Source organism: Microbacterium sp., from assembly GCF_031180975.1.
Taxonomy (GTDB): Bacteria; Actinomycetota; Actinomycetes; order Actinomycetales; family Microbacteriaceae; genus Microbacterium.
Map to the genome: position 1 here is coordinate 23,555 of NZ_JAPSLI010000008.1, position 22,622 is coordinate 46,176.

Genomic DNA, 22,622 nt, shown 5'->3' on the forward strand with positions numbered 1-22,622 from the left:
GGTCCTCCCTCCCCTCCCCGTTCCCCGGGTTCCCCCTCCCCTCCCCGGGTTTGGGGCGGATTCTCGCGTTCGGGGCGGTTCTCTGCCGCCCCAAAGTCGAGAATCCGCCCCAAACGGTGAATGAGAGGGGGTCAGCGGGGCGGACGGATGCCGAAGGCGCGAAGCCGCGTGCCGAGGGCCTCGGGCGTGTCGATGTGCGTCCAGCCCCACCGCGCCATGGGCGCCCGCGTGACGCCGCGGATCCAGTCCTCCCGAAACTTCTCCGCCTCCACGACGCGCGCCGGCGAACGTCCGCGCCGCATGTCGGCATCCGCGTATTTGGTGCGGCCGTCGAACTCGCCGAGCCAGAAGCCGTCGTCGCCGTCGCCGCCGAAGTCGACGAAGTAGGGATCGCCGTTCGGACCCGGCACCCGCACCTGCAGTCGGATGCCGTGGAAGCCGAGCTGCACGAGCCGGATGCGGCTGATGCTCTCTCCGGGCAGCTGCGCCCGCCCGTCGGCGAAGGCCAGCACGCGCTCGGCCCGTGCCGAGCCGTGCGCGGAGCGGTTCGCGATCGTGCGCACCACAGCGCAGAACGCGGCCGCCTCTTCGAGGTCGTAGTCGTCCTGCTGCGGGCCGCCCGCCGCACGGCGCAGCGCGGCGTCCGCCACGACGACGGCCCGCTCACGGGACGCCGTGCGCGCCACGTCGGCCACGGTTCGGCTCAACGACGTGACGCGCAGACCGTCGACCTCGACGACCTCGTCATCGCGCAGTTCGGCGCGGTGACGGACCGTTCCGGTGCAGGCGCCGGGGCGCCGCGAGTCGAGGCTGATGTGCACGCGCAGCGGATCTGGGCGGAACAGCGGCAGCGCGTGGATCGCCGCGGCGGTCTCGTGCGAGAAGACCGGCGGTTCGGATGCCGTCAGCGTGAGCGCCCGCGCCCGCGCGACCACCAGACCCTCGGGCCGAGCCCGCTGCCATTCCTCGCCGAGCGCGAAGACACCCGGTCGCACCCGGACGAGGTCGCCCTCGATCGCGGAGGCACGATAACCGCCGGTGCGCCTACGCACGGTGCCGAGGTCGTCGCGGCGGAGCAGGCTCGGGATGTACAGCATCCCGCCAGCATCCGACATCCGCCCGACCCCGCCGGGGGAGTTTCCCGGCGACGGTGGACAACCCGCGCCCGAAGTCGATTGTGGAGGGCGATCTCCCCGGGTTTGGGGCGGATTCTCGCGTTCGGGGCGGTTCTCTCCCGCCCCAAAGTCGAGAATCCGCCCCAAACCCCCGGTGGTTGGAGTCGGGGTGAGAGGGGGAAGGGTCAGCGCTCGAAGCCCTCGGCGATCATCTCGACGAGCTCCTCGCGCTCCTCGACGGGGAGGAAAGCGGCGGATGCGGCGTTGAACTGGAACGCCTCCAGGTCGTCGAGCTCGTACCCGAACGCGTCGACCAGCAGCGCCAGTTCCCTGGTCAGCGACGTGCCGCTCACGGTGCGGTTGTCGACGTTCACCGTGACGGAGAAGCCGAGCTGGTACAGCAGGTCGAACGGGTGATCGGCCAGCTCCTCACCCCACTGCGCGATCGCGCCGGTCTGCAGGTTCGACGACGGCGCGAGCTCCAGGGGGATCTCGCGATCGCGCACCCAGCGCGCCAGGTCGCCGAACTGCACCTGCACCTCGTCGCCCTCCCGGTCGATCATCTGCAGGTCCTCGGCGAGGCGCACGCCGTGCCCGAGGCGCAGCGCGCGCCCGTCGATCAGAGCGGAGCGGATGGATGCCGGTCCGGCCGCCTCCCCCGCGTGCACGGTGACCGGGAAGAACTCCGCGGCGAGGTAGTCGAACACGGCGCGATGCCGGGACGCCGGGAAGCCGTCCTCCGGGCCTGCGATGTCGAAGCCGACGACGCCGCGCTCCCGGAACGACACCGCCAGCTCGGCGACCTCCTGCGCCCGATCGTTCTGCCGCATCGCGGACAGGATCTGCCCGACCCGGATGCTGCGTCCGGCGGCATCCGCGTCGTCCTCGCCCTCCTCGATGCCGCGCTGGACCGCCTCGACCGCCTGCGCCAGGCTCAGCCCACCGGTGGCGTGCAGCTCGGGTGCCCAGCGCACCTCCGCGTAGATGACCCCGTCCTCGACGAGATCGGCAACCAGCTCCCGGGTGACTCGAGTCAGCGCGGCCTCGGTCTGCATGACAGACGTGGTCAGCGCGAACGACGTGAGGTACTCGTCGAGCGACCCCGCACCGCTGCGCCCGGCGAACCAGCGGCGCAGGCCGTCGGCGTCACGGGCGGGCACCGGCACCCCGGCCTCAGCGGCGAGCTCGAGGATGGTCTCGGGGCGCACCGCTCCATCCAGATGCTCGTGCAGGGCCACCTTGGGCAGGCGGCGCAGCGAGAGGCCCTGCACCTTCCGGTCGCCGGAGCTGTCGATCGTCATGGTGTTCCTCGTCTTCCCGGGGCGTCGCGCCCCGTCGTGCGGTTCCCCGTCGTGCGGTTCCTCGTCATGCCGTGATCCGCTCGCGCACGATCGGTCCGCCGTGGACGGCGGGGTCCGCGGCCTCGCCGATCTGGTACGCGCCGTCGAGCGCCTCCAAAGCGCGCGCGAAGCGCTGGTCGTCGTCGGCGGACAGCGTGAACAGCGGCTGCCCGGCGCGCACGGCGTCGCCCGGCTTCACAGCCAGGTCGATACCGGCGGCGTGGATGACCGGGTCCTCGGCGCGGGCGCGTCCCGCGCCGAGCCGCCACGCCGCGATCCCGAACGGCAGCGCCTCCATCCGCGTGACCAGGCCGTCGCGCTGGGCGGTCACCACGTGGGTCTCACGCGCCTGCGGCAGCGGGGCGTCCGGGTCGCCGTCCTGGGCGCGGATCATCGCCTTCCAGCGGTCCATCGCGCGCCCGTCGTCCAGGGCGGCCTCGACGTCGGCATCCGGCTGCCCGGCGAGGGCGAGCATCTCCTTCGCGAGCGCGACCGTCAACTCGCGCACATCGGCGGGGCCGCCGCCGGCGAGGATCTCGACAGACTCGCGCACCTCGTTGGCGTTGCCGATGGCCATGCCGAGCGGCACGTTCATGTCGGTGAGCAGCGCCGTGGTCGCCACCCCGGAGTCCGTGCCCAACGCGACCATCGTGCGGGCCAGTTCGCGCGCGCGATCGATGTCCTGCATGAACGCGCCGGAGCCGAACTTCACGTCCAGCACCAGCGCGTCGGTGCCCTCGGCGATCTTCTTGGACATGATGCTGGACGCGATCAGCGGGATCGACTCCACTGTGCCCGTGACGTCGCGCAGCGCGTACAGCTTCTTGTCGGCGGGAGCCAGGCCCGATCCTGCGGCGCAGATCACTGCGCCCACCTCGCCCTGCATCTGCGCGAACATCTCGTCGTTCGACAGCGCCGCCCGCCAGCCGGGGATCGACTCGAGCTTGTCGAGGGTGCCGCCGGTGTGGCCGAGGCCGCGTCCGGACAACTGGGGAACCGCGACACCGAACACCGCGACCAGCGGCGCGAGCGGCAGGGTGATCTTGTCGCCCACGCCGCCGGTGGAGTGCTTGTCGACGGTCTTCTTGCCGAGCGCGGCGAAGCTCATCCGCTCCCCGGAAGCGATCATGGCGTCGGTCAGCACCCGGATCTCGTCGCGCTGCATGCCGCGCTGGAAGACCGCCATCGCGAAGGATGCCATCTGCGCGTCGGACACGTAGCCGCGGGTGTACGCATCCACCATCCACCGCAGCGCCGGCTCGGGGACGGCCCCGCCGTCGCGCTTGGCGCGGATGACGTCGACCGCGTCGAACGGCTCGATCGTGCGCTCGGCGGTCACCGGGCGTCCTCGAGATCGCGAGGACCGAACGCGTCGGGGAGCACCTCGTCGATCGTGCGGATGCCGGACACCGTCTCCAGCAGCATCCCGGGCATGGCGTGCTCGAACAGCAGCTGGCGGCAGCGCCCGCACGGCATGATGGTCTGCCCATCGCTGTTGACGCAGACGAACGCGACCAGCTGACCTCCGCCTGACATGTGCAGGTCGCCCACCAGGGCGCACTCCGCGCACAGCGTCACGCCGTACGAGGCGTTCTCGACGTTGCACCCGGCGACGATGCGTCCGTCGCCGACCAGCGCCGCGGCACCTACCTTGTAGCGCGAGTACGGCGCGTACGCCTTCTCCATCGCCTCCGTCGCGACCTGACGCAGTTCGTCCCAGTCGATGTCTGTCATCTCATCCCTTGATGTACGGCTTGCCGTCCGCGGCGGGCGCGCGCACCTTGCCGGCGAAGCCGACGACCGCGAGCACCGTCACGATGTACGGCAGCATCTTCATGAACTCGCCGGGGATCGGCGAGCCGAGGTTGCTCAGCAGCGTCTCGAGGTTCATCGAGAACCCGAACAGCAGCGCGGCGAGGGTCGCGCGCACCGGATCCCAGCCGCCGAAGATCACGGCGGCGAGGGCGATGAAGCCGAGACCGTCCGTCATCTCCTTGTCGAACGCACCCACCGAGCCGAGCGTGAAGTACGCCCCGCCGATGCCTGCGATGGCGCCGGCGAGCAGCAGGTTCCAGAACCGGGTCGGGTTGACGCGGATGCCGACGGTGTCCGCGGCCTGCGGGTGCTCGCCGACGGCTCGCAGCCGCAGGCCCCACTTCGAGCGGTACAGCGCCCACGCCACCACCGGCACGATCACGTACATCAGGTACACGATCAGGGTCTGGTTGAAGATGACCGGCCCGAGGATCGGGATCTCGTGCAGCAGCGGGATGGGGATGCGCGGGAAGCGCGGCGGGGAGTTGAACAGCGCCTCGTTCTGCTTCATGATCGCGCCGTGCAGGAAGCTGGTGAGCCCGGTGATGAGCACGTTCAGCACCACACCGACGATGACTTGGTCGACGATGTAGCGGATCGCGAACAGCGCGAGCACGGCGGCGACGAGGGCACCGCCGACCATGGCCGCGATGAGGCCCAGCAGATAGTTCTGGGTCATCGAGGCGACCAGCGCCGAGGTGAACGCGGCGAGCAGGAACTGCGCCTCGATGGCGACGTTGACGACGCCGGCACGCTCGCCGATCACTCCGCCGAGCGCGCCGAACACCAGCGGCACGGACAAAGACACCGCACCGAACAGCAGCCCGGTGACCGGCACCAGCCCATCGGCGGCCGACCAGGTGAGGAACGCGAACACGGCGACGAGCGCGAACACGATCGGCACCCACAGCCCGACGCGACGGTACGCCAGCGCGCGCATCGTGGCGTACCCGGTGAGCACGAGCAGGATCACCGTGCAGATCAGCACGGTGGGCCAGGTCGGCACCGGCACGTCGGGGAGCGCCAGCGACGAGGTGCGGTCGGCGAGGCGGAACACGCTCGTTCCCTGGCGCCCGGCCGGCAGCGCCAGCAGGGCGACGAGGATCGTGACGATCCCGAGCGAGATGGGCAGCTTGAGGCTGCGCTGACGCACCTTCCGCAACTGGATGGTGCCGTCGTCCGCGGTCGTCGCGACGGGTGCCGTGGTGGTCACGCCGCCACCTCCTTCTTCGTGCGGCGGCGGCGCGGGGCGCCGTCCTCCCCTGGCAGGAAGAAGATCGCGCGCACCAGCGGCGGGGCCGCGATGAAGAGCACGATCAGCGCCTGCACGACCAGGACGATGTCGACGGGGATGTCCTCGGAGGTCTGCATCGTGAAGCTGCCCGCCTTGAGCGCGCCGAACAGGATGCCGGCGCCGAGGACCCCGAACGCGCGGCTGCGTCCCAGCAGCGCGACGGTGATGGCGTCGAACCCGATGCCGGCGTCGATCCCGTTCTCGAAACCGCTGGTGATCGTTCCCGACATCTGGTTGACCCCGGCCAGGCCGGCGAACGCGCCGGCGATGCCCATCGCGTAGATGATCGTCCGCTCGACATTGACGCCCGCCGCGCGCGCCGCGTTCGGGTTCTCGCCGACGGCGCGCATCCGGAAGCCCAGGCTGGAGCGCTCGATCAGCCACCACACGAACACGGCGGCGACCACCGCGAGGATGAAGCCCCAGTTCACCGTGAGCGGGGCCGAGAACAGCAGCGGGAACTGGGCGGTGTCTGGCGTGGGCGCGGAGATCGGCTGACCGGCTCCCGGCTTCTGCAGCAGCCCGGGCGTGGAGAGCAGCCAGGAGATGAAGTAGAACGCGATGAAGTTGAGCATGATCGTGAGGATCACCTCGTGCGCCCCGGTCTTCGCCTTGAGCAGACCGACGAGTCCGCCCCAGATCATGCCGCCGATCATGCCGGCGATGATGGTCAGCGGGAGGTGGATCAGCAGCGGCGCCTGCACCGCGAACGCGACGGTGGCGCCGGCGACGACGCCCATGAGCATCTGGCCCCGGCCGCCGATGTTGAACAGGCCGACCCGGAACGCCAACGCGACGCCCAGACCGGCCGCTATCAACGGGGTCGCGAAGTTCAGCGTGTCGGTGATCGGCTTGATGGCCCGCACGAAGCTCGTCGCGTTGTAGTTGTAGATCGCGCCGCGGAACAGCGCCGCGTACGCGCCGGAGAAGGCCTCCCAGGCCGCGCCGAGCATGTCCTGCGGACGCGCGAAGAAGTAGCCGGCGGTCTCCTGGACCCGAGGGTTGGTGACGACGATCAGCAGGCCGCCGATGATCATCGCCAGCACGATCGCCAGGATCGCCCTGACGACGCTGCCCGCCATGATCTCTCGGATGACGGTGTTCTGGCGTCCGGGACGAGGCTCGGCGGGCGCCGTGCTCGTCTCGGGGGGTGTCACAGCGGTCCCGCTCACGCGACGGCCTCCTTCTGGGTTGCGCCCGGCTTCTCGCCGGCCATCATGAGTCCGAGCACCTCGCGCGGCGCGTCGCCGGGCACGATGCCGACGATGCCCCCGCGGTACATCACCGCGATCCGGTCGGCGAGCGCCGACACCTCGTCGAGCTCGGTCGACACCACGATCACCGGCACCCCGGAGTCACGGGTCGCGACGATGCGCTCGTGCACGAACTCGATGGACCCGACGTCGATACCGCGGGTCGGCTGCGACGCCACGAACAGTTTGAGCTCGCGGCTCAGTTCCCGCGCCAGCACGACCTTCTGCTGGTTTCCGCCCGACAGCCGCCCCGCGGCGGTGGACGGACCCTGAGTGCGGATGTCGAACTCGGAGATCTGGGAGCGCGCGAACTCGTCCAGCACGCCCTGTTGCAACGTGCCGGCGCGGAAGAACGGCGCGCCGTTGGTGGATCGGTTCAGGATCAGGTTCTCGGCGACGCTGAACTCGCCGACCAGGCCGTCCTCCTTGCGGTCCTCCGGGACGAACCCGACGCCCGCGTCGATGATCTGCTGCACGGAGCGACCGAGAAGCTCCCGGCCGTCCAGGACGATGCTGCCGCTGGCCTTCGGATGCAGCCCGATGATCGCCTCGGTGAGCTCGGTCTGGCCGTTGCCCTGCACGCCGGCGATGGCGAGCACCTCTCCGGGGCGCACCTCGAAGCTGACGTCGTTCACGACGATGTGGCCGTCGGCGTCGACCACACGGAGGTCCTTCACGACCAGGCCTCCGGAGCGCAGCACGGGCGCGTCCTTCTTGACGCGCAGTTCGACGGCGCGGCCGACCATCAGCGCCGCGAGCTCCTCGTTGGAGGCGGTCGGGTCGGCTTCGCCGACCACCTTGCCGAGCCGGATCACCGTGATCTTGTCCGCCACCTCACGGACCTCACGCAGCTTGTGCGTGATGAAGACGATCGCGGTGCCCTCGTCGCGGAGCTGACGCATGATGGCCATCAGCTCGTCCGTCTCCTGCGGGGTGAGCACGGCGGTGGGCTCGTCGAACACGAGGATCTGGGCGTCGCGCGAGAGAGCCTTGATGATCTCCACGCGTTGCTGCACACCGACCGGGAGGTCGCCGACGACGGCATCCGGGTCGATCTCGAAACCGAACCGCTCGCTGACCGAGCGGACGTGGGCACGGGCGGCGTCGAGGTCTAGGCGTCCGCCGAACCCGGTCTTCTCGTGGCCGAGCATGACGTTCTCGGCGACGGTGAACACCGGGATGAGCATGAAGTGCTGGTGGACCATGCCGATCCCGGCCGCCATGGCGTCGCCGGGGCCGGAGAACGACTGCACGCGGTCGTCGAGGAGGATCTGCCCCTCGTCGGCGGTGTACAGGCCGTACAGGACGTTCATGAGGGTGGACTTGCCGGCGCCGTTCTCGCCCAGCAGGCAGTGGATCTGCCCTGGCTCCACGGTGAGGCTGATGTGGTCGTTCGCGACGAGGGATCCGAAGCGCTTCGTGATCCCGCGGAGCTCGAGCTTCATAGCGGCCAATCTATCGAGGAATGAAGCGGCCGGACAGATGCGCAGCATCCGTCCGGCCGCGTGCCGGGAGGAGCGGACTCCTTACGGCGAGGACGGCGACTTCGCGTCGATGGACCCGTCGATGATGCCCTCACGGATGGCCTCGAGCTCATCCTTCAGCGCCGGGTCGACCTTGCTCTCGAACTCGTGGAAGCCGGACAGGCTCACGCCCTCGTTCTCCAGCGTGCCGACGAACGGCGTCGGGTCGAACTCGCCCTTGGCCGCTTCCATCACGGCGTCGTACACCGCGACGTCCATGCTCTTCTGGATTGAGACCAGCAGCAGGTCGGCGACGCTCGGGTCGGTCTCGTGCACGTCGGCGTCGACGCCGAGGAGTGCGATCTCACCGCCGGAGTCGCGGATCGCCTGCGCGGCGGACTGGTAGATCGGCCCGCCGACCGGCAGCAGCACGTCGGCGCCCTGGTCGATGATGCCCTGCGCCACCTGCTTGGCCTTGTCGTTCGCGGCGAACTCGTCGGTGAACTGACCCTCCTGAGTCTCGGTGTTCCAACCGACGACCTTGACGTCCTTGACCTTCTCCTCGTTGAAGTGCTTGACGCCCATCTCGAAGCCGTCCATGAAGATCGTCACCGGCGGGATCTTGGCGCCGCCGAACGTGCCGACGGTGCCGGACTTCGAGTAGGAGGCGGCGGCGTAGCCACCGAGGAACGCGGCCTGAGCCGTGTCGAACACGAGCGGCTTGATGTTCTCGGCGTCGGTCTTGCCGTCGCCGTCACCGTCCGCCCAGTCGTCGATGATCGCGTAGTTGATGTCGGGGTTCGCCTTGGCGGCCTCGATCGTCGGTGCGCTGAGCTTGAACCCGACCGACACGATGAACGTGCAGCCCTCGGAGGCGAGCGCGTCGAGGTTCGACTGGTAGTCGCTCGCGGACTTCGATTCGGTCTTGCTCGGCTTCACGCCCAGCTCGTCCGCGGCCTTGCTGAGGCCCTCGAACCCGAGCTGGTTGAACGACTTGTCGTCGAACCCGCCCTCGTCCGAGACCATGCACGGCTTGAAGTCGTCGACGGCGGGACCGGCGTCGCCGCCCGGCTTCTCCTCAGTCGGTGCCTGGCCGCAGCCGGCGAGAGCGAAGACGACACCGGCGGCGATCGTGGCGCCGAGCAGCTTCTTGGTGGTGGAGTTGGTCAACTCATGCCTCCCTGAACGGATCCGCGGCCATCGCGGATCGCTCAAAGCTACCCAGACTCATGCGAGGTGCGCACCATCGCCGCAGAACTGCTGGCGAAAGGTTACAAACCTGCAATGCGGACCGCGCGATCCGCTTGGCCTGCCCCTACTAGCGGGCTACAGCACGTCGCCGCGGCCGGTGAGCTTCAGCGATTCGACGACGCCCTTCACCCGCTGCGCATGCTCGACGGTGGTCACCAGCAGCGCGTCCTCGGTGTCGACCACGACGATGTCCTGCACGCCGACGAGGCTGATCACGCGGGACGTCTGACTGACGAGGATGCCGCTGGCGGCATCCGTCAGCACGCGCGCCTTCGGCCCGAGCACCGCCAGGTCGTTCTTGCGGCCGTGCGTGATCAGCTTGGTGAGCGAGGCGAAGTCACCCACGTCGTCCCAGTCGAAGTGGCCAGGGATCACGGCGAGCCGGCCGCGTTCGGCGGCAGGCTCGGCGACGGCGTAATCGATGGCGATCTTCTTCAGCTTGGGCCACACCCGGTCGACCACGGGTCCGCGGCGGTCGCGGTCGTCCCACGCCTCCGCCAGCTCCAGCAGGCCGGCGTGCAGCTCCGGCTCGTTCGCGGCGAGCTCCTCGAGCAGCACGCTCGCCTTCGCGATGAACATGCCGGCGTTCCATAGGTAGCTGCGGTCGGCGACGTACTCCTTCGCCGTGTCGAGGTCGGGCTTCTCCACGAACCGCTCGACCAGGGTCGCCTCCGGCGCCCCGTCGACGACGATCTCCTCCGCCTTCCTGATGTAGCCGAACCCGACCGACGGCTCGGTGGGCGGGATGCCGATAGTGACGATGTAGCCCTGCCGTGCGACCTGCACGGCCTGCTGCACCGCCCACTCGAACACCTGCGTGCCGCGGATGACGTGGTCGGCGCTGAACGAGCCGATGATGACGTCGGGGTCGCGGCGGTGCAGGATCGCCGCCGCCAGCCCGATCGCCGCGGCGGACTCGCGCGGCTCCGACTCGAGGAAGACGTTGGCGTCAGGGATGCCGGGGAGCTCGGCCTCCACCGCGGCGCGATGCGCGCGCCCGGTGACCACCGCGATCCGGTCGGACCCGGCGAGGGGTTCGAGACGGTCCCACGTGTCGCGCAGCAGGGAGTGCCCCGAGCCGGTCAGGTCGTGCAGGAACTTCGGCGCGTCGGCGCGGGACAGCGGCCACAGCCGGCTTCCGATCCCGCCGGCGGGGATGACTGCGTAGAAGTCGTCGATTCGGCCCATGACCCTAACCTAACCTCCGGGATCCGGCAACGCCGGAAGGGGCGTATACCCGGGTCATGCGCGACCGGCATCCTGACCATCCGACATCCGAATCGCCGCCTGTCGCCTTAGGGTGGCCTTCGTCGCACCCAGCGTTCTGACAGGAATAGGATGGACGGGATCGGGCATGCCTCGGTGCATGCACCCGACATCGCATCGATCAGGGAGGACGACGTGTCCACGAGCACCCGCTTGACACCGTCGATTTCGGAGACGACCTCGAAGACGCCGCGCGGAACCCTCTACCGGGGCCGCGAAGGCATGTGGTCGTGGGTGTTTCATCGCATCACCGGGGTCGCCATCTTCTTCTTCCTCTTGGTGCATGTGCTGGACACGGCCCTGATCCGCGTCTCCCCCGAGGCGTACAACGCGGTCATCGGCACGTACAAGAACCCGGTGATGGCGCTCGGTGAGGTGGTCCTCGTCGCGGGCATCGCGTTCCACGCGATGAACGGCCTGCGCATCATCGTCGTGGACTTCTGGTCGAAGGGCGCCAAATACCAGCGCCAGCTGTTCTGGATCGTCATCGGCGTGTGGGCCGTGATCATGGCCGGCTTCGTACCGCGTCACCTCACGCTCGCGTTCGCCGGTCTCGGAGGGGGGCACTGATGTCGGCTCAGACCGCCGCACCTGTCGCGCGTCGCCCGCGCGGATTCAACCTCGAGAAGTGGGGCTGGCTGTTCATGCGCGGCTCCGGCGTGCTGCTCGTGGTCCTCATCTTCGGCCACCTGTTCGTCAACCTGATGCTGGGCGAGGGCATCCACGCGCTGGACTTCGCGTTCATCGCGGGCAAGTTCGCCAACCCGTTCTGGCAGTGGTGGGACGTTCTGATGCTGTGGCTGGCCCTGATCCACGGTGCGAACGGCATGCGCACGATCGTGAACGACTACGTGACCCACGAGAAGGCGCGCAAGGCGCTGGTCGGCGCGCTCGGCCTGGCCGCAGCGCTACTGATCGTGCTGGGCACGCTGGTCGTCTTCACCTTCGACCCCTGCTTGGGCGAGCCGTCCGGCGAGCTGGCGAAGGTCTGCGCGGCGTGATCCGCCGCGGCCACGAGGATTGAGAAGAGAGCGGAAAGAGTGACAACCCAGAGCCAGGAATCCGTCGTCCGCGACGGTGTGCACTACCACCAGTTCGACGTCGTGATCGTGGGCGCGGGGGGCGCGGGCATGAGGGCCGCCATCGAGGCGGGTCCGGGGGCACGCACCGCGGTCATCACCAAGCTGTACCCGACGCGTTCGCACACCGGTGCCGCGCAGGGCGGCATGGCGGCGGCCCTCGCGAACGTCGAGGAGGACTCCTGGGAGTGGCACACCTTCGACACGGTGAAGGGCGGCGACTACCTCGTCGACCAGGACGCGGCCGAGATCCTGGCCAAGGAGGCGATCGACGCCGTCATCGACCTCGAGAACATGGGCCTGCCGTTCAACCGCACCCCCGAGGGCAAGATCGACCAGCGGCGCTTCGGGGGTCACACCGCCGAGCACGGCAAGACCCCGGTGCGCCGAGCCTGTTACGCCGCCGACCGCACCGGCCACATGATCCTGCAGACGCTGTTCCAGAACTGCGTCAAGCTCGGCATCAACTTCTTCAACGAGTTCTACGTTCTCGACCTGATCACGGTGAAGGACGCCGCCGGCGCCACCCAGGTCGCCGGCGTCGTCGCGTACGAGCTGGCCACGGGCGACCTGCACGTGTTCCACTCCAAGGCGGTCATCTTCGCCACCGGCGGGTTCGGCAAGATCTTCAAGACGACGTCGAACGCGCACACCCTCACCGGTGACGGCGTCGGCATCGTCTGGCGCAAGGGCCTCCCCCTCGAGGACCTGGAGTTCTTCCAGTTCCACCCGACCGGCCTCGCCGGTCTCGGCATCCTTCTCACCGAGGGTGCCCGCGGTGAGGGCGCGATCCTGCGCAACGCCTCCGGCGAGCGGTTCATGGAGCGCTACGCCCCCACCATCAAGGACCTCGCTCCGCGTGACATCGTCGCGCGCTGCATGGTGCAGGAGGTCGCAGAGGGCCGCGGCGCCGGACCGCACAAGGACTACGTGCTGCTGGATTGCACGCACCTGGGCGCCGAGGTGCTCGAGACGAAGCTGCCTGACATCACCGAGTTCGCCCGCACGTATCTGGGTGTCGACCCCGTCGTCGAGCCGGTGCCGGTGATGCCGACCGCGCACTACGCCATGGGCGGCATCCCCACCAACAACAACGCCGAGGTGCTCGCCGACAACACCACGGTGGTGCCCGGCCTGTACGCCGCCGGCGAGTGCGCCTGCGTGTCGGTGCACGGCGCCAACCGCCTGGGCACCAACTCGCTGCTCGACATCAACGTGTTCGGCAAGCGCGCCGGCCGCAACGCCGTCGAGTACGTCAAGACCGCCGACTTCGTGCCACTGCCGGAGGACCCGGCGGCAGAGGTCCGCGGCATGCTGGAGGGCCTGCGCAACAACCAGGGCACCGAGCGCATCGCGGTGCTGCGCAAGACGCTGCAGGACGAGATGGACCGCGGCGCCCAGGTGTTCCGCACGCACGACTCGCTCGAGCACGTGCTCGGCGTGATCGCCGAGCTGCGCGAGCGGTACCGCCACGTGCACGTCGACGACAAGGGCCGCCGGTACAACACCGACCTGCTGGAGGCCGTCGAGCTCGGCTTCCTTCTCGACATCGCCGAGGTCGTCGTCTACGCTGCGCAGAACCGCGAGGAGAGCCGTGGCGGCCACATGCGCGACGACTTCCCCAAGCGCGACGACGAGAAGTACATGAAGCACACGATGGCGTACCTGGTGGGCGATCCCCACTCGTCGACGCCGAGCGATCACATCAAGCTGGACTGGAAGCCCGTCGTCATCACGAACTACCAGCCGATGGAGAGGAAGTACTGAGCATGTCGAACGCCGTCGCAGAGGCCCCCGCCGAAGCCGTGAGCAGCGACCCGGCGGTGCAGTCCTTCCTCGTCACGTTCATCATCCGACGGTTCGATCCGGAGGTGGACGCCGAGCCCCGCTGGGTGGACTACGACGTCGAGCTGTACTCGACCGACCGCGTCCTCGACGCCCTGCACAAGATCAAGTGGGAGGTCGACGGGTCGCTGAGCTTCCGGCGCTCCTGCGCGCACGGCATCTGCGGGTCGGATGCCATGCGCATCAACGGCCGAAACCGCCTCGCTTGCAAGACGCTGATCAAGGACCTCGACATCTCGAAGCCGATCTACGTCGAGGCGATCAAGGGTCTTCCGCTGGAGAAGGATCTGATCGTCGACATGGAGCCGTTCTTCGCGTCCTACCGCGAGGTGCAGCCGTTCCTGATCGCCAGCACCCAGCCGGAGAAGGGCAAGGAGCGCACGCAGTCCATCGCCGACCGCGCGATCTTCGACGACACCACCAAGTGCATCCTGTGCGCCGCGTGCACGTCGTCCTGCCCGGTGTTCTGGACCGACGGCCAGTACTTCGGTCCGGCCGCGATCGTGAACGCGCACCGCTTCATCTTCGACTCGCGCGACGACGCCGCGGATGTCCGCCTCGACATCCTCAACGACAAGGAGGGCGTCTGGCGCTGCCGCACCACCTTCAACTGCACCGAGGCGTGCCCGCGCGGCATCGAGGTCACCAAGGCGATCGCCGAGGTCAAGCAGGCCGTGCTCAAGGGTGGCCGCTGACCCCGCTCACGGCTTCACGAAGGCGTCCTGCTCGTCGAGCAGGACGCCTTCGTCGTTCCGGCATCCGGTGTCGGAGGCACCGAATAGGCTGGAATCATGCCCCATCTGCGTGTCGCCTCCGTCAATGTCAACGGCATCAGAGCCGCCGTCCGCAACGGCATGAACGCCTGGTTGGACGCCGCCGATGTCGACGTCCTCACGGTCCAGGAGGTCCGCGGTCAGGACGAGCATCTCGCCGCGGCGTTCCCGGGGTGGTCGGTCGTGCACGACGAGGCCACCGCGAAGGGCCGCGCCGGGGTGGCGATCGTCAGCCGTGTTCCCGCGCTGGCCAGCCGCACCGACTTCGGGCACCACGAGTTCGACTCGAAGGGCCGCTGGATCGAGGCGGACTTCATGCTCGGCGACCTCCCGCTGACGATCGTCAGCGCCTACGTGCACACCGGCGAGGCCGACACTCCCCGCCAGGAGGAGAAGTGGCGCTTCCTGGACGCGATGACCGCGCGCATGGGCGAGTGGAGCGCCACCGAGGGCGCGCTGGCGCTCGTCACCGGTGATCTGAACGTCGGCCACCGTGAGCTGGACATCAAGAACTGGCGGGGCAACCGCACGAAGGCGGGCTTCCTGCCCCGCGAGCGCGCCTACTTCGACCGCCTGCTCGGTCCGGCCGGGGCGCAGGTGGAGTGCGTCGACGGCACGGTGGGCACCGGGCTCGGCTGGGTCGACATCGGCCGTCGTCACCACGGCGAGATCGACGGCCCATACACCTGGTGGTCCATGCGCGGCAAAGCGTTCGACAACGACAGCGGCTGGCGGATCGACTACCATCTGGCGACGTCGGCGCTCGCGGAGCGTGCCACCGGCTACTCGATCGCGCGGGCCGCGACCTACGCCGAGCGGTGGAGCGACCACGCGCCCGTGATCGTCGACTACACGTACTGATCCCGGCGCCCCCATAGGATTGACGGGTGACTTCGCGACCTCGCCTCTACTCCGGAATGCAGCCCTCCGCCGACTCCCTCCAGGCCGGCAACTACATCGGGGCGCTCCTGCAGTGGCGGGACCTGCAGACGGCGTACGACGCGTTCTTCTCCGTTGTCGACCTGCACGCGCTCACCGTGCCGCAGAACCCGGAAGAGCTGCGTGAGAAGACGCGGCGCACCGCGGCGCAGTACATCGCCGCCGGGATCGAGCCGTCGAAGTCGACCCTCTACGTCCAGTCGCACGTGCGCGCGCACGCCGAGCTGGCGTGGATCCTCAGCACGATCACCGGCTTCGGGGAGGCCGGCCGGATGACCCAGTTCAAGGACAAGTCGTCGCGCTACGGCGCGGAGGCGACCTCGGTGGGCCTGTTCACGTACCCGGTGCTGATGGCCGCCGACATCCTGCTCTACCAGGCGCACGTGGTACCGGTGGGCGACGATCAGAAGCAGCATGTGGAACTCACCCGCGACCTCGCCGAGCGGTTCAACTCCCGATTCGGTGAGACCTTCACGGTGCCCACGCCCGTGATCCAGCAGGACACGGCGCGCATCTACGACCTGCAGAATCCGACGTCGAAGATGTCGAAGTCGGCGGAGAGCGATGCCGGCGTGCTGTGGCTGCTGGACGAGCCGTCGAAGACCGCCAAGAAGATCATGCGCGCGGTGACCGACACCGAGGGCTCGGTCCGCTACGACCGCGAGACGAAGCCCGGCGTGTCCAACCTGCTCACGATCTACGCCGCGCTCACCGGCCGGCAGGTCGGCTCGATCGAGGACGAGTACGCCGGCCGCGGCTACGGCGACTTCAAGAAGGGGCTCGCCGAGGTGGTCGTGAACGAGTTCGGCCCTGTGCGGGAGCGCGTGCTCGAACTGCTGGACGACCCCGCAGAGCTCGACCGCATCCTCGCCGTGAACGCCGCGAAGGCGGATGCCGTCGCCGACGCCACGCTGAACGACGTGTACGACCGCGTCGGGCTGCTCCGCCGCGTCTGAGCCCCTCCTAGGATGAGACCGTGACCGATCCGACGCAGCCTCCGCCCGCGCCGTACGGCTCGGCACCCGTTCCGCCGTGCCCGGCGGGTGCGGTCCCGTCCGTGCCGCAGGCGCCGCCGGGCGCGTACGCCGTGCCGATGGGTGGATACCAGGTTCCGGTCGGCGGTTACACCGTACCGCCCGCCGCTCCCCCGGCGTCGCCGGTGACGGGGGTGATCGCCCTGCTCACCGGGCTGCTGGCCGCAGTGGTGGTGCCGCTCATCGGCGGCATCCTCGGATATCAGATCGGCACGCTGGTGCCGGCGGCCGACTTCTCCACCGCGACGGGCGTGGAGGATCTGTCGATCTTCTCACCGGCTCGGACGCAGATCCTGTGGGCCGAGATCGCCTTCTGGAGCGGGACGGTGCTCGGGATCGCGGCGTTCGTGCTCGGCATCGTCGCGACCGTGAAGCGCCGCGGTCGCGGGCAGGGCATCGCCGCGATCGTCCTGGCGGTGCTCGGCCCGGTGTTCTTCTTCGGCGCTCTGTTCGTGATGCTCGCGGCCGGCGGGATCAGCACGGTCGGTCTCTGACCGGGGCGCTCAGCCGCGGGAGTGGTGCTTCTGCTGCGCGGCCGTGAGCCCCTCGCCGACGAGCTGCTCGACGGCATCCGCGGCGTCGGAGACGAAGATCGGGAGGGTGTCGCGCTCGGCGGCGCCGAACGGCGAGAGCACCCAGTCCGCCGGGTCCTGCCGGCCGGGCGGACGCCCGATCCCCGCGCGCACCCGGGGGAAGTCGGGGGTGGCCAGCGCGCGGGCGACATCCCTGACACCGTTGTGACCGCCATGGCCGCCACCGGTCTTGAGCCGGATGCTGTCGAACGGGATGTCGAGTTCGTCGTGCACGACGACGATCCGCTCCGCGGGCACCGAGTAGAACCGCGCGAGCGCGGCGACGGGCGTCCCGGAGACGTTCATGAACGTGTTCGGCTTCACCAGCACGAGCTTGTCGCGGCCCGGCGCGAGCCAGGTCTCGACGACCCTCGCGCCGGCCTTGTGCTCGCGGAACCGCTCCCCGCGCCGCCTGGCGAGTTCGTCGACCACCATCTGACCGATGTTGTGCCTGGTCGCCTCGTACCGCGGTCCCGGGTTCCCGAGTCCCACGATCAGCCAGGTCGATGCCACGTCCGCTCTCCCGTCCTCACCTGCCGCCCGGATGCGACGAGGGGACGCGGTCGACTCGCGCCCCCTCGTCAACAGCTCTCAGCGGATCACTCCGCGGCGGTCTCCTCGGCCGGAGCCTCGGCGGTCTCGTCGGCCGGAGCCTCGTCCTCGACCGGGGCGGCCGGGACCGAGACGGCGACGACGAGCGTCTCCGGGTCGGCGACGAGCGAGACGCCCTTGGGGAGCTTCACGTCGGCGGCGGTGATGTGCGTACCGTCCTCGAGGCCCTCGACATCCACCTCGACGTGCTCGGGGATGTGGGTGGCCTCGGCCTCGACCGCGATGGTCGTGGCGTCGAGGTTGACGATCGTGCCGGGGGCCGACTCGCCCACGACGACGACGGGCAGGTCGATGGCGACCTTCTCGCCCTTCTTCACGACGAGCAGGTCGATGTGCTCGATCACCTGATGCACCGGGTCCTTCTGCACGTCCTTGACCAGGGCGAGCTCGCTGCGGCCCTCGATGTCGAGGTCGAGCAGCGCGTTGGCGCGGCGGATGATCAGCGCGGTCTGGTGACCGGGCAGGGCGACGTGCACCGGCTCGGTGCCGTGGCCGTAGATGACGGCCGGGATCTTGCCGGCGGCGCGGAGGCGACGGGCGAAGCCCTTGCCGAACTCGGTGCGCAGCTCGGCGCTGACCTTGTTGTCGTCGGACATGTGAGGTTCTCCTTCTGGACGCACGGCGACGGGCCGCGCGGTGGTCGTGGATCGGCGTCTCGGACGCGGACACGAAGAGGCGAAGCCACCGGGCTCACATCGCCGCGTCGATCACGGATGTCCGCGCACGCGCGTCATCCCTCGCCGAGGAACCTCTCCATCGTACCTGAAAGGCCGCTAGGCTGATGGCCATGTTCGACGGTGCCTTCCTCTCCCACGTCATCCTCCTGGTGATCGGCGCGATCAGCGCCTGCGGCATCGTGTCGGCGTTCGCCGCGATGTTCGCGATGGGACGCTCGGGCTACCGCAAGGACTGACGGCCCGCGCCGGGGTTCAGGCCTCGAGCCCGAAGTCGAGCAGCACCTTCCCGGATCTGGCCGGGTCGGCGGCCAGTTCGAACGCGTCGACGGCGTCGCGCGCGGGTTCCACGTGGCTGGCGACGCCGGTGACATCCAGGCTGCCGTCGGCGAGGGCGGCGATCACCTCGTCGAGCTCGCCGGCGAACCGGAACGAGCCGTGCAGGGTCAGCTCTCTGGTGATGACGGCCGCCAACGGCGAGGCCACCTCCCCCGCGCTCTGCAGGCCGAGCAGCACCACCGTGCCGCCCCGCGCGGCCGCCGAGACGGCGGCGGCGAGGCCGGGCACGGTTCCACTGGACTCCACGACCACGTCGGCGTGCAGCTGCGCGATCGCCTCCGCGTCGCGGGCGTCGAGGGCCCGCATGCCGCGCGCCTCGGCGACGGTCCGGGGCCGCACGTGCAGGTCGGTGACGGTGACGGATGCCGCGCCGGCGCGCTGCGCGACGGCCGCGGCGAGCAGGCCGATCGGGCCGGCGCCGATGACCGCGACGCTCCGCCCCGCCAGCACCCCCGCGCGCTGCAGGCCGTGCCAGGCGACCGCGGCCGGCTCGGCGAGGGCGGCGGTGCGCAGATCCAGACCGGAGGGCAACGGACGCAGCATCCGGGTCGGCAGCGCGACCCTCTCGGCGAACGCGCCCTGCGTGTGCGGCAGGTGCATGGCTGAGCCGAGGTAGGTGGACGCCGGCGCCAGGTTGGGGCGGTCCTCTGGCCACGGCGTGTGTCCGTCGCCGCGCGCTGTGAGGGGATGCACGGCCACCGGGGTGCCGGCGACGGGCCCGGAGCCGTCGGCGGCGGCGATCGCCACGACACCCGAGACCTCGTGCCCGAGCACCATCGGCTCGCGAAGGATGGACGCTCCGGCGGCGCCGTGACGCCAGTAGTGCAGGTCGGATCCGCAGATGCCGCCGTACGCGATCGCGACGACGGCCTCGTCGGATGCCGGGATGGGCGCCCCGATGTCCTCGACATGCAGGTCTCCGGCTGCGTGCGCCACGACGGCGAGGTTCTCCATGCGATGCTCCCGTTCCTCACGCCAGCGGCGTGACCAGTTCCATTCCCGCGACCCGCACGGTGATGGTCTGTCCGGGGCGCACCGGCGCCTGCGAGTGCGGCGCCCCGGTCATGATGATGTCACCGGGGCCGAGCGGCGACCAGCGCGCCACGTACGCGAGGCACTCCCTGATCGACACCGGCAGATCGCCGCTGCCGGTCTCGGCCACCGCCACGCCGTCGACCTCTACTGCGAGCGCCACGTCGTCGATGCCCGCGGCCGTGTCGATCCACGGTCCCAGCGGGGTGTAGCCGTCGCCCGACTTCGACTCGAAGTTCCGCGGATCCCACTCCCCGCGCTCCGGGCTGGACAGGTCGTTCACCGCGGTCACGCCCAGCACGTACTCGTGCGCGTTGTCGGCGGTGAGGCCACGGGTGTGCCGGCCGATGACGACGCAGATCTCGCCCTCGGCGACGGCGACGCCGGCATCCCGCCGCAGCACGACCTCCACCCCGCCTGGGACGACCGTGCGCGGGCTCTTCAGCCACGCCTGCACCGGCGAGCGATGACCGGGGCCGTTCTGAGCGATGCCCACCACCACGGTGGGCTGCACGGGCGCGAGCAGCGCGCCCTGGAGGGGGTCGCCGTCGTCCACCGCGCATCTCCCCTCGGCGAATGCCGTGAACGGGTCGGTGATCGGCACGGCGACCGCGCCGTCCAGCCGCGCGAAGCGGATGCCGTCGGCGGCGGCGACCCGGGCGATACGCATCACACCACCGCCGTCATGCCGCCGTCCACGAACAGGGTCTGCCCATTCACGAAGTCGCTGGCGGGGCTCGCCAGGAAGATCAGCGCGCCGACCAGGTCGCGGGTGTCGCCCCAGCGACCGGCCGGGGTGCGCCCGCGCACCCACGCCGAGAACTGCTCGTCCTCGACCAGCGCCTTGGTGAGCTCGGTGGCGAAATAGCCGGGCGCGATGGCGTTGGCCTGGATGCCCAGCGGCGCGAGATCCGCGCACAGCCCCTTCGTGAACATCACGATCGCTCCCTTCGTGGCCGCGTAGGCGGCGATCGAGGGGCGGGCGAGCTGGGACTGCACGCTGCCGATCTGGATGATCTTCCCGGAGCCGCGGGCGATCATGCCCGCGGCCACCCGGCGGGAGAGGTGGAAGACGCTGGAGAGGTTGGTCTGCACGAGCGCGTCCCAGTCGGCATCCGCGAACTGGGCGATCGGCGCCCGGCGCTGCACCCCGGCGTTGTTCACCAGGATGTCGGGGGTGCCGATCAGCCGTTCCACCGCGGTCATGCCGGCGTCGACGGCGTCCGTCTCGGTGACGTCGAACACGACACTGCGGGTCTCGACGCCGGTCGCCGCCTCGATCGCGGCCGCCGCGGATGCCGCTTTCGCGGCATCCCTGCCGTGCACGACCACCCGTGCGCCGGCATCGGCCAGACCCTCGGCGAGGGTCCGGCCGATGCCCTGACTCGACCCGGTCACCAGCGCGGTGCGCCCCGTGAGGTCGAAGGCGGCGAGTCCGGCGGGGAGGCCCGTCATCGCGCCACGGCCTTGATCGACACGGTGGTGGCGAACACGTCCTCACCGGCCTCGTCGCGGGACACCTTGATGGCGTCGTCCACGCGGGTGAGGTCACGACGCAGCGTCTCGGGGGCGAGGAACGTGGACGCCGTGGTGATCAGGGCGAGCACCGCCATGTAGATCGCGAGCAGCACCCAGTTGCCGCCGCTGACGGCCATCAGGTAGGAGCCGAGCACACCGGCCAGGCCTCCCGCGAGGACCGCGGAGAGCTCGCGGGCCATGGCGACGCCGAGGTAGCGGTGACGGTTGCCGAACAGTTCGGGGAGCATCGCGCACTGCGGGCCGAGCATGGTGGCGACGGCGACGCCGATGCCGATGGCGACGACGCCGATGGAGAGGGCGTAGTCACCCATCGACAGGATCCACCACGCCGGGAACGTGAACAGCAGCATGAACACCGAGCCGGCGCGATAGACGGTGCGGCGGCCGAAGCGGTCGGACAGGTGGCCGGCGAACGGCACCGAGAAGACGCCGATCAGCGAGCCGATCGTGACACCCCAGGTGAGCAGGCTCTTGTCGGCGGTCTCGCCGATCACGGTCATCACGAACGCCAGTCCGAGGGTCTGGAACATGTACGAGCCGCCGTTCTCGGCCATGCGGAGGCCGATGCCGACGATCACCCCGGGCAGGCCGTGGCTGAAGATCTCGCGGATCGGGCGGTCGGCGATCTGCTCGTGCTTCTCGAGCTCGATGAACGTGGGCGTCTCGCGCAGGCGCATCCGGATGAACAGCGCCAGCAGGATCAGCGCGAACGAGGCGAGGAAGGGCACGCGCCAGCCCCACGAGAGCAGCTGGTCCTCCGGCAGCAGCGCGATCATGCTGAACACCAGTGCGGCGAGCAGCGTGCCGGCCTGGATGCCGATGAACGGCAGCGCCGCGAAGAACCCGCGGCGCCTGACCGGGGCGTACTCGGCCATCAGCACCGTGGCGCCCGCCTGCTCGGCACCGGCGCCGAAGCCCTGCAGCAGCCGCATCAGCACGAGCAGGATCGGCGCCAGGATGCCGACCGCTTCGTAGGTCGGCAGCAGCCCGATCGCCGTGGAGGCACCGCCCATCAGCAGGATCGTGGCGACCAGGACCCACTTGCGGCCGAGCTTGTCGCCGAGGACTCCGAAGAACAGCCCGCCGAAGGGACGGGCGAGGAAGCCGACGCCGAACGTCGCGAACGCGGCGACCGTGGCCATGGCCGGGTCGTCCTGCGGGAAGAACAGAACGTTGAAGATCAGAGCGGTCGACAGCCCGTAAAGGGCGAAGTCGAAGTACTCCAGCGCGCTGCCGATGCTCGAGGCGAGCGTCGCGCGACGCAGGTTGGCCGCGTAGTCCGGGTCGTTGGTCGGTACGGGCGCGGGGGTGCGGGTATCGGTCACTGCCATCTCCTTCGATCGGCTTCCCCGTCGGGGCGTTGCATCGACTATAACAGCCCGTTGGA

Annotated in this window: 23 protein-coding genes; 8 read left to right on the forward strand and 15 right to left on the reverse strand. The window is 69.8% G+C overall.

Annotation, left to right across the window (positions count from 1 at the left end; translation table 11 throughout):
- Positions 1 to 131: 131 nt before the first annotated feature.
- The 9 genes from RIF65_RS11475 to RIF65_RS11515 all read right to left on the reverse strand — a co-directional run bounded on the left by RIF65_RS11475 (position 132) and on the right by RIF65_RS11515 (position 10,719).
- Positions 132 to 1,097, reverse strand: a complete 966-nt coding sequence (locus RIF65_RS11475) for a hypothetical protein (RefSeq protein ID WP_309065788.1) — start codon at positions 1,095 to 1,097, stop codon at positions 132 to 134.
- A 203-nt stretch (positions 1,098 to 1,300) separates the two neighbouring features.
- Positions 1,301 to 2,416 (reverse strand): adenosine deaminase, encoded by a 1,116-nt coding sequence (locus RIF65_RS11480; protein ID WP_309065787.1) that lies wholly within the window; start codon positions 2,414 to 2,416, stop codon positions 1,301 to 1,303.
- Between the two features lie 64 nt (positions 2,417 to 2,480).
- Positions 2,481 to 3,794 carry a thymidine phosphorylase gene (locus RIF65_RS11485; protein ID WP_309065786.1) on the reverse strand — a complete coding sequence of 438 codons (1,314 nt, stop codon included), beginning with the start codon at positions 3,792 to 3,794 and terminating at the stop codon, positions 2,481 to 2,483.
- Positions 3,791 to 4,189, reverse strand: coding sequence for a cytidine deaminase (locus RIF65_RS11490; RefSeq protein ID WP_309065785.1), 399 nt, complete (start codon positions 4,187 to 4,189; stop codon positions 3,791 to 3,793). Before RIF65_RS11490 ends, RIF65_RS11485 begins: the two co-directional genes overlap by 4 nt.
- Position 4,190: 1 nt before the next feature.
- A complete protein-coding gene (locus RIF65_RS11495; protein ID WP_309065784.1) occupies positions 4,191 to 5,483 on the reverse strand; it encodes an ABC transporter permease in 1,293 nt (430 codons plus the stop codon).
- A complete protein-coding gene (locus tag RIF65_RS11500) occupies positions 5,480 to 6,736 on the reverse strand; it encodes an ABC transporter permease (RefSeq protein WP_309065783.1) in 1,257 nt (418 codons plus the stop codon). Before RIF65_RS11500 ends, RIF65_RS11495 begins: the two co-directional genes overlap by 4 nt.
- Positions 6,733 to 8,262 carry an ABC transporter ATP-binding protein gene (locus RIF65_RS11505; RefSeq protein WP_309065782.1) on the reverse strand — a complete coding sequence of 510 codons (1,530 nt, stop codon included), beginning with the start codon at positions 8,260 to 8,262 and terminating at the stop codon, positions 6,733 to 6,735. The genes RIF65_RS11500 and RIF65_RS11505 overlap by 4 nt, the downstream gene beginning before the upstream one ends.
- Before the next feature lie 81 nt (positions 8,263 to 8,343).
- Entirely contained in the window at positions 8,344 to 9,450 is a 1,107-nt protein-coding gene (locus RIF65_RS11510) for a BMP family lipoprotein (protein WP_309065781.1), read from the reverse strand.
- Positions 9,451 to 9,606: 156 nt separating this feature from the next.
- Complete coding sequence (locus tag RIF65_RS11515) at positions 9,607 to 10,719, reverse strand: mannose-1-phosphate guanylyltransferase (RefSeq protein ID WP_309065780.1); 1,113 nt, start codon at positions 10,717 to 10,719, stop codon at positions 9,607 to 9,609.
- A 213-nt stretch (positions 10,720 to 10,932) separates the two neighbouring features.
- Here RIF65_RS11515 and sdhC point away from each other — a divergent pair, with 213 nt between their 5' ends.
- The 7 genes from sdhC (at position 10,933) to RIF65_RS11550 (ending at position 16,961) form a co-directional block, all read left to right on the forward strand.
- Positions 10,933 to 11,367, forward strand: a complete 435-nt coding sequence (gene sdhC, locus RIF65_RS11520; RefSeq protein ID WP_309065779.1) for a succinate dehydrogenase, cytochrome b556 subunit — start codon at positions 10,933 to 10,935, stop codon at positions 11,365 to 11,367.
- Positions 11,367 to 11,798: a succinate dehydrogenase hydrophobic membrane anchor subunit gene (locus RIF65_RS11525; RefSeq protein WP_309065778.1), complete on the forward strand. Its 432-nt coding sequence runs from the start codon at positions 11,367 to 11,369 to the stop codon at positions 11,796 to 11,798. The genes sdhC and RIF65_RS11525 overlap by 1 nt, the downstream gene beginning before the upstream one ends.
- Before the next feature lie 39 nt (positions 11,799 to 11,837).
- Entirely contained in the window at positions 11,838 to 13,643 is a 1,806-nt protein-coding gene (gene sdhA / locus RIF65_RS11530) for a succinate dehydrogenase flavoprotein subunit (RefSeq protein ID WP_309065777.1), read from the forward strand.
- 2 nt (positions 13,644 to 13,645) lie between these two features.
- Positions 13,646 to 14,416, forward strand: a complete 771-nt coding sequence (locus RIF65_RS11535) for a succinate dehydrogenase iron-sulfur subunit (RefSeq protein WP_309065776.1) — start codon at positions 13,646 to 13,648, stop codon at positions 14,414 to 14,416.
- 96 nt (positions 14,417 to 14,512) lie between these two features.
- Entirely contained in the window at positions 14,513 to 15,355 is an 843-nt protein-coding gene (locus RIF65_RS11540) for an exodeoxyribonuclease III (RefSeq protein ID WP_309065775.1), read from the forward strand.
- Positions 15,356 to 15,381: 26 nt separating this feature from the next.
- Positions 15,382 to 16,389 (forward strand): tryptophan--tRNA ligase, encoded by a 1,008-nt coding sequence (gene trpS / locus RIF65_RS11545; protein WP_309065774.1) that lies wholly within the window; start codon positions 15,382 to 15,384, stop codon positions 16,387 to 16,389.
- Between the two features lie 20 nt (positions 16,390 to 16,409).
- Complete coding sequence (locus RIF65_RS11550; RefSeq protein ID WP_309065773.1) at positions 16,410 to 16,961, forward strand: hypothetical protein; 552 nt, start codon at positions 16,410 to 16,412, stop codon at positions 16,959 to 16,961.
- Between the two features lie 9 nt (positions 16,962 to 16,970).
- On the opposite strand, the gene pth is transcribed toward RIF65_RS11550, so the two are convergent.
- Both pth and RIF65_RS11560 read right to left on the reverse strand, forming a co-directional pair.
- Positions 16,971 to 17,552: an aminoacyl-tRNA hydrolase gene (gene pth, locus RIF65_RS11555; RefSeq protein WP_309065772.1), complete on the reverse strand. Its 582-nt coding sequence runs from the start codon at positions 17,550 to 17,552 to the stop codon at positions 16,971 to 16,973.
- An 86-nt stretch (positions 17,553 to 17,638) separates the two neighbouring features.
- A complete protein-coding gene (locus RIF65_RS11560) occupies positions 17,639 to 18,247 on the reverse strand; it encodes a 50S ribosomal protein L25/general stress protein Ctc (RefSeq protein ID WP_309065771.1) in 609 nt (202 codons plus the stop codon).
- A 191-nt stretch (positions 18,248 to 18,438) separates the two neighbouring features.
- Here RIF65_RS11560 and RIF65_RS11565 point away from each other — a divergent pair, with 191 nt between their 5' ends.
- Positions 18,439 to 18,564: a hypothetical protein gene (locus RIF65_RS11565; RefSeq protein ID WP_309065770.1), complete on the forward strand. Its 126-nt coding sequence runs from the start codon at positions 18,439 to 18,441 to the stop codon at positions 18,562 to 18,564.
- A 16-nt stretch (positions 18,565 to 18,580) separates the two neighbouring features.
- On the opposite strand, the gene RIF65_RS11570 is transcribed toward RIF65_RS11565, so the two are convergent.
- Genes RIF65_RS11570 through RIF65_RS11585 form a run of 4 tightly spaced genes read right to left on the reverse strand, consistent with a single transcriptional unit; the run spans position 18,581 to position 22,566 of the window.
- Positions 18,581 to 19,618: an alcohol dehydrogenase catalytic domain-containing protein gene (locus RIF65_RS11570; RefSeq protein ID WP_309065769.1), complete on the reverse strand. Its 1,038-nt coding sequence runs from the start codon at positions 19,616 to 19,618 to the stop codon at positions 18,581 to 18,583.
- Positions 19,619 to 19,634: 16 nt separating this feature from the next.
- The gene (locus RIF65_RS11575; RefSeq protein WP_309065808.1) at positions 19,635 to 20,366 is read right to left on the reverse strand and encodes a fumarylacetoacetate hydrolase family protein; all 732 of its coding nucleotides are present in this window, start codon (positions 20,364 to 20,366) and stop codon (positions 19,635 to 19,637) included.
- The gene (locus tag RIF65_RS11580) at positions 20,366 to 21,151 is read right to left on the reverse strand and encodes an SDR family oxidoreductase (RefSeq protein ID WP_309065768.1); all 786 of its coding nucleotides are present in this window, start codon (positions 21,149 to 21,151) and stop codon (positions 20,366 to 20,368) included. The genes RIF65_RS11575 and RIF65_RS11580 overlap by 1 nt, the downstream gene beginning before the upstream one ends.
- Positions 21,148 to 22,566 carry an MFS transporter gene (locus RIF65_RS11585; RefSeq protein ID WP_309065767.1) on the reverse strand — a complete coding sequence of 473 codons (1,419 nt, stop codon included), beginning with the start codon at positions 22,564 to 22,566 and terminating at the stop codon, positions 21,148 to 21,150. Before RIF65_RS11585 ends, RIF65_RS11580 begins: the two co-directional genes overlap by 4 nt.
- Positions 22,567 to 22,622: the final 56 nt, after the last annotated feature.

Bases quoted from the DNA above. Each gene is read 5' to 3' on its own strand.
- RIF65_RS11475 (WP_309065788.1), bottom strand. From the start codon at position 1,097: ATGCTGTACATCCCGAGCCTGCTCCGCCGCGACGACCTCGGCACCGTG.
- RIF65_RS11480 (WP_309065787.1), bottom strand. From the start codon at position 2,416: ATGACGATCGACAGCTCCGGCGACCGGAAGGTGCAGGGCCTCTCGCTG.
- RIF65_RS11490 (WP_309065785.1), bottom strand. From the start codon at position 4,189: ATGACAGACATCGACTGGGACGAACTGCGTCAGGTCGCGACGGAGGCG.
- RIF65_RS11505 (WP_309065782.1), bottom strand. From the start codon at position 8,262: ATGAAGCTCGAGCTCCGCGGGATCACGAAGCGCTTCGGATCCCTCGTC.
- RIF65_RS11515 (WP_309065780.1), bottom strand. From the start codon at position 10,719: ATGGGCCGAATCGACGACTTCTACGCAGTCATCCCCGCCGGCGGGATC.
- RIF65_RS11525 (WP_309065778.1), top strand. From the start codon at position 11,367: ATGTCGGCTCAGACCGCCGCACCTGTCGCGCGTCGCCCGCGCGGATTC.
- RIF65_RS11535 (WP_309065776.1), top strand. From the start codon at position 13,646: ATGTCGAACGCCGTCGCAGAGGCCCCCGCCGAAGCCGTGAGCAGCGAC.
- RIF65_RS11540 (WP_309065775.1), top strand. From the start codon at position 14,513: ATGCCCCATCTGCGTGTCGCCTCCGTCAATGTCAACGGCATCAGAGCC.
- RIF65_RS11560 (WP_309065771.1), bottom strand. From the start codon at position 18,247: ATGTCCGACGACAACAAGGTCAGCGCCGAGCTGCGCACCGAGTTCGGC.
- RIF65_RS11565 (WP_309065770.1), top strand. From the start codon at position 18,439: ATGTTCGACGGTGCCTTCCTCTCCCACGTCATCCTCCTGGTGATCGGC.
- RIF65_RS11570 (WP_309065769.1), bottom strand. From the start codon at position 19,618: ATGGAGAACCTCGCCGTCGTGGCGCACGCAGCCGGAGACCTGCATGTC.
- RIF65_RS11575 (WP_309065808.1), bottom strand. From the start codon at position 20,366: ATGCGTATCGCCCGGGTCGCCGCCGCCGACGGCATCCGCTTCGCGCGG.
- RIF65_RS11580 (WP_309065768.1), bottom strand. From the start codon at position 21,151: ATGACGGGCCTCCCCGCCGGACTCGCCGCCTTCGACCTCACGGGGCGC.
- RIF65_RS11585 (WP_309065767.1), bottom strand. From the start codon at position 22,566: ATGGCAGTGACCGATACCCGCACCCCCGCGCCCGTACCGACCAACGAC.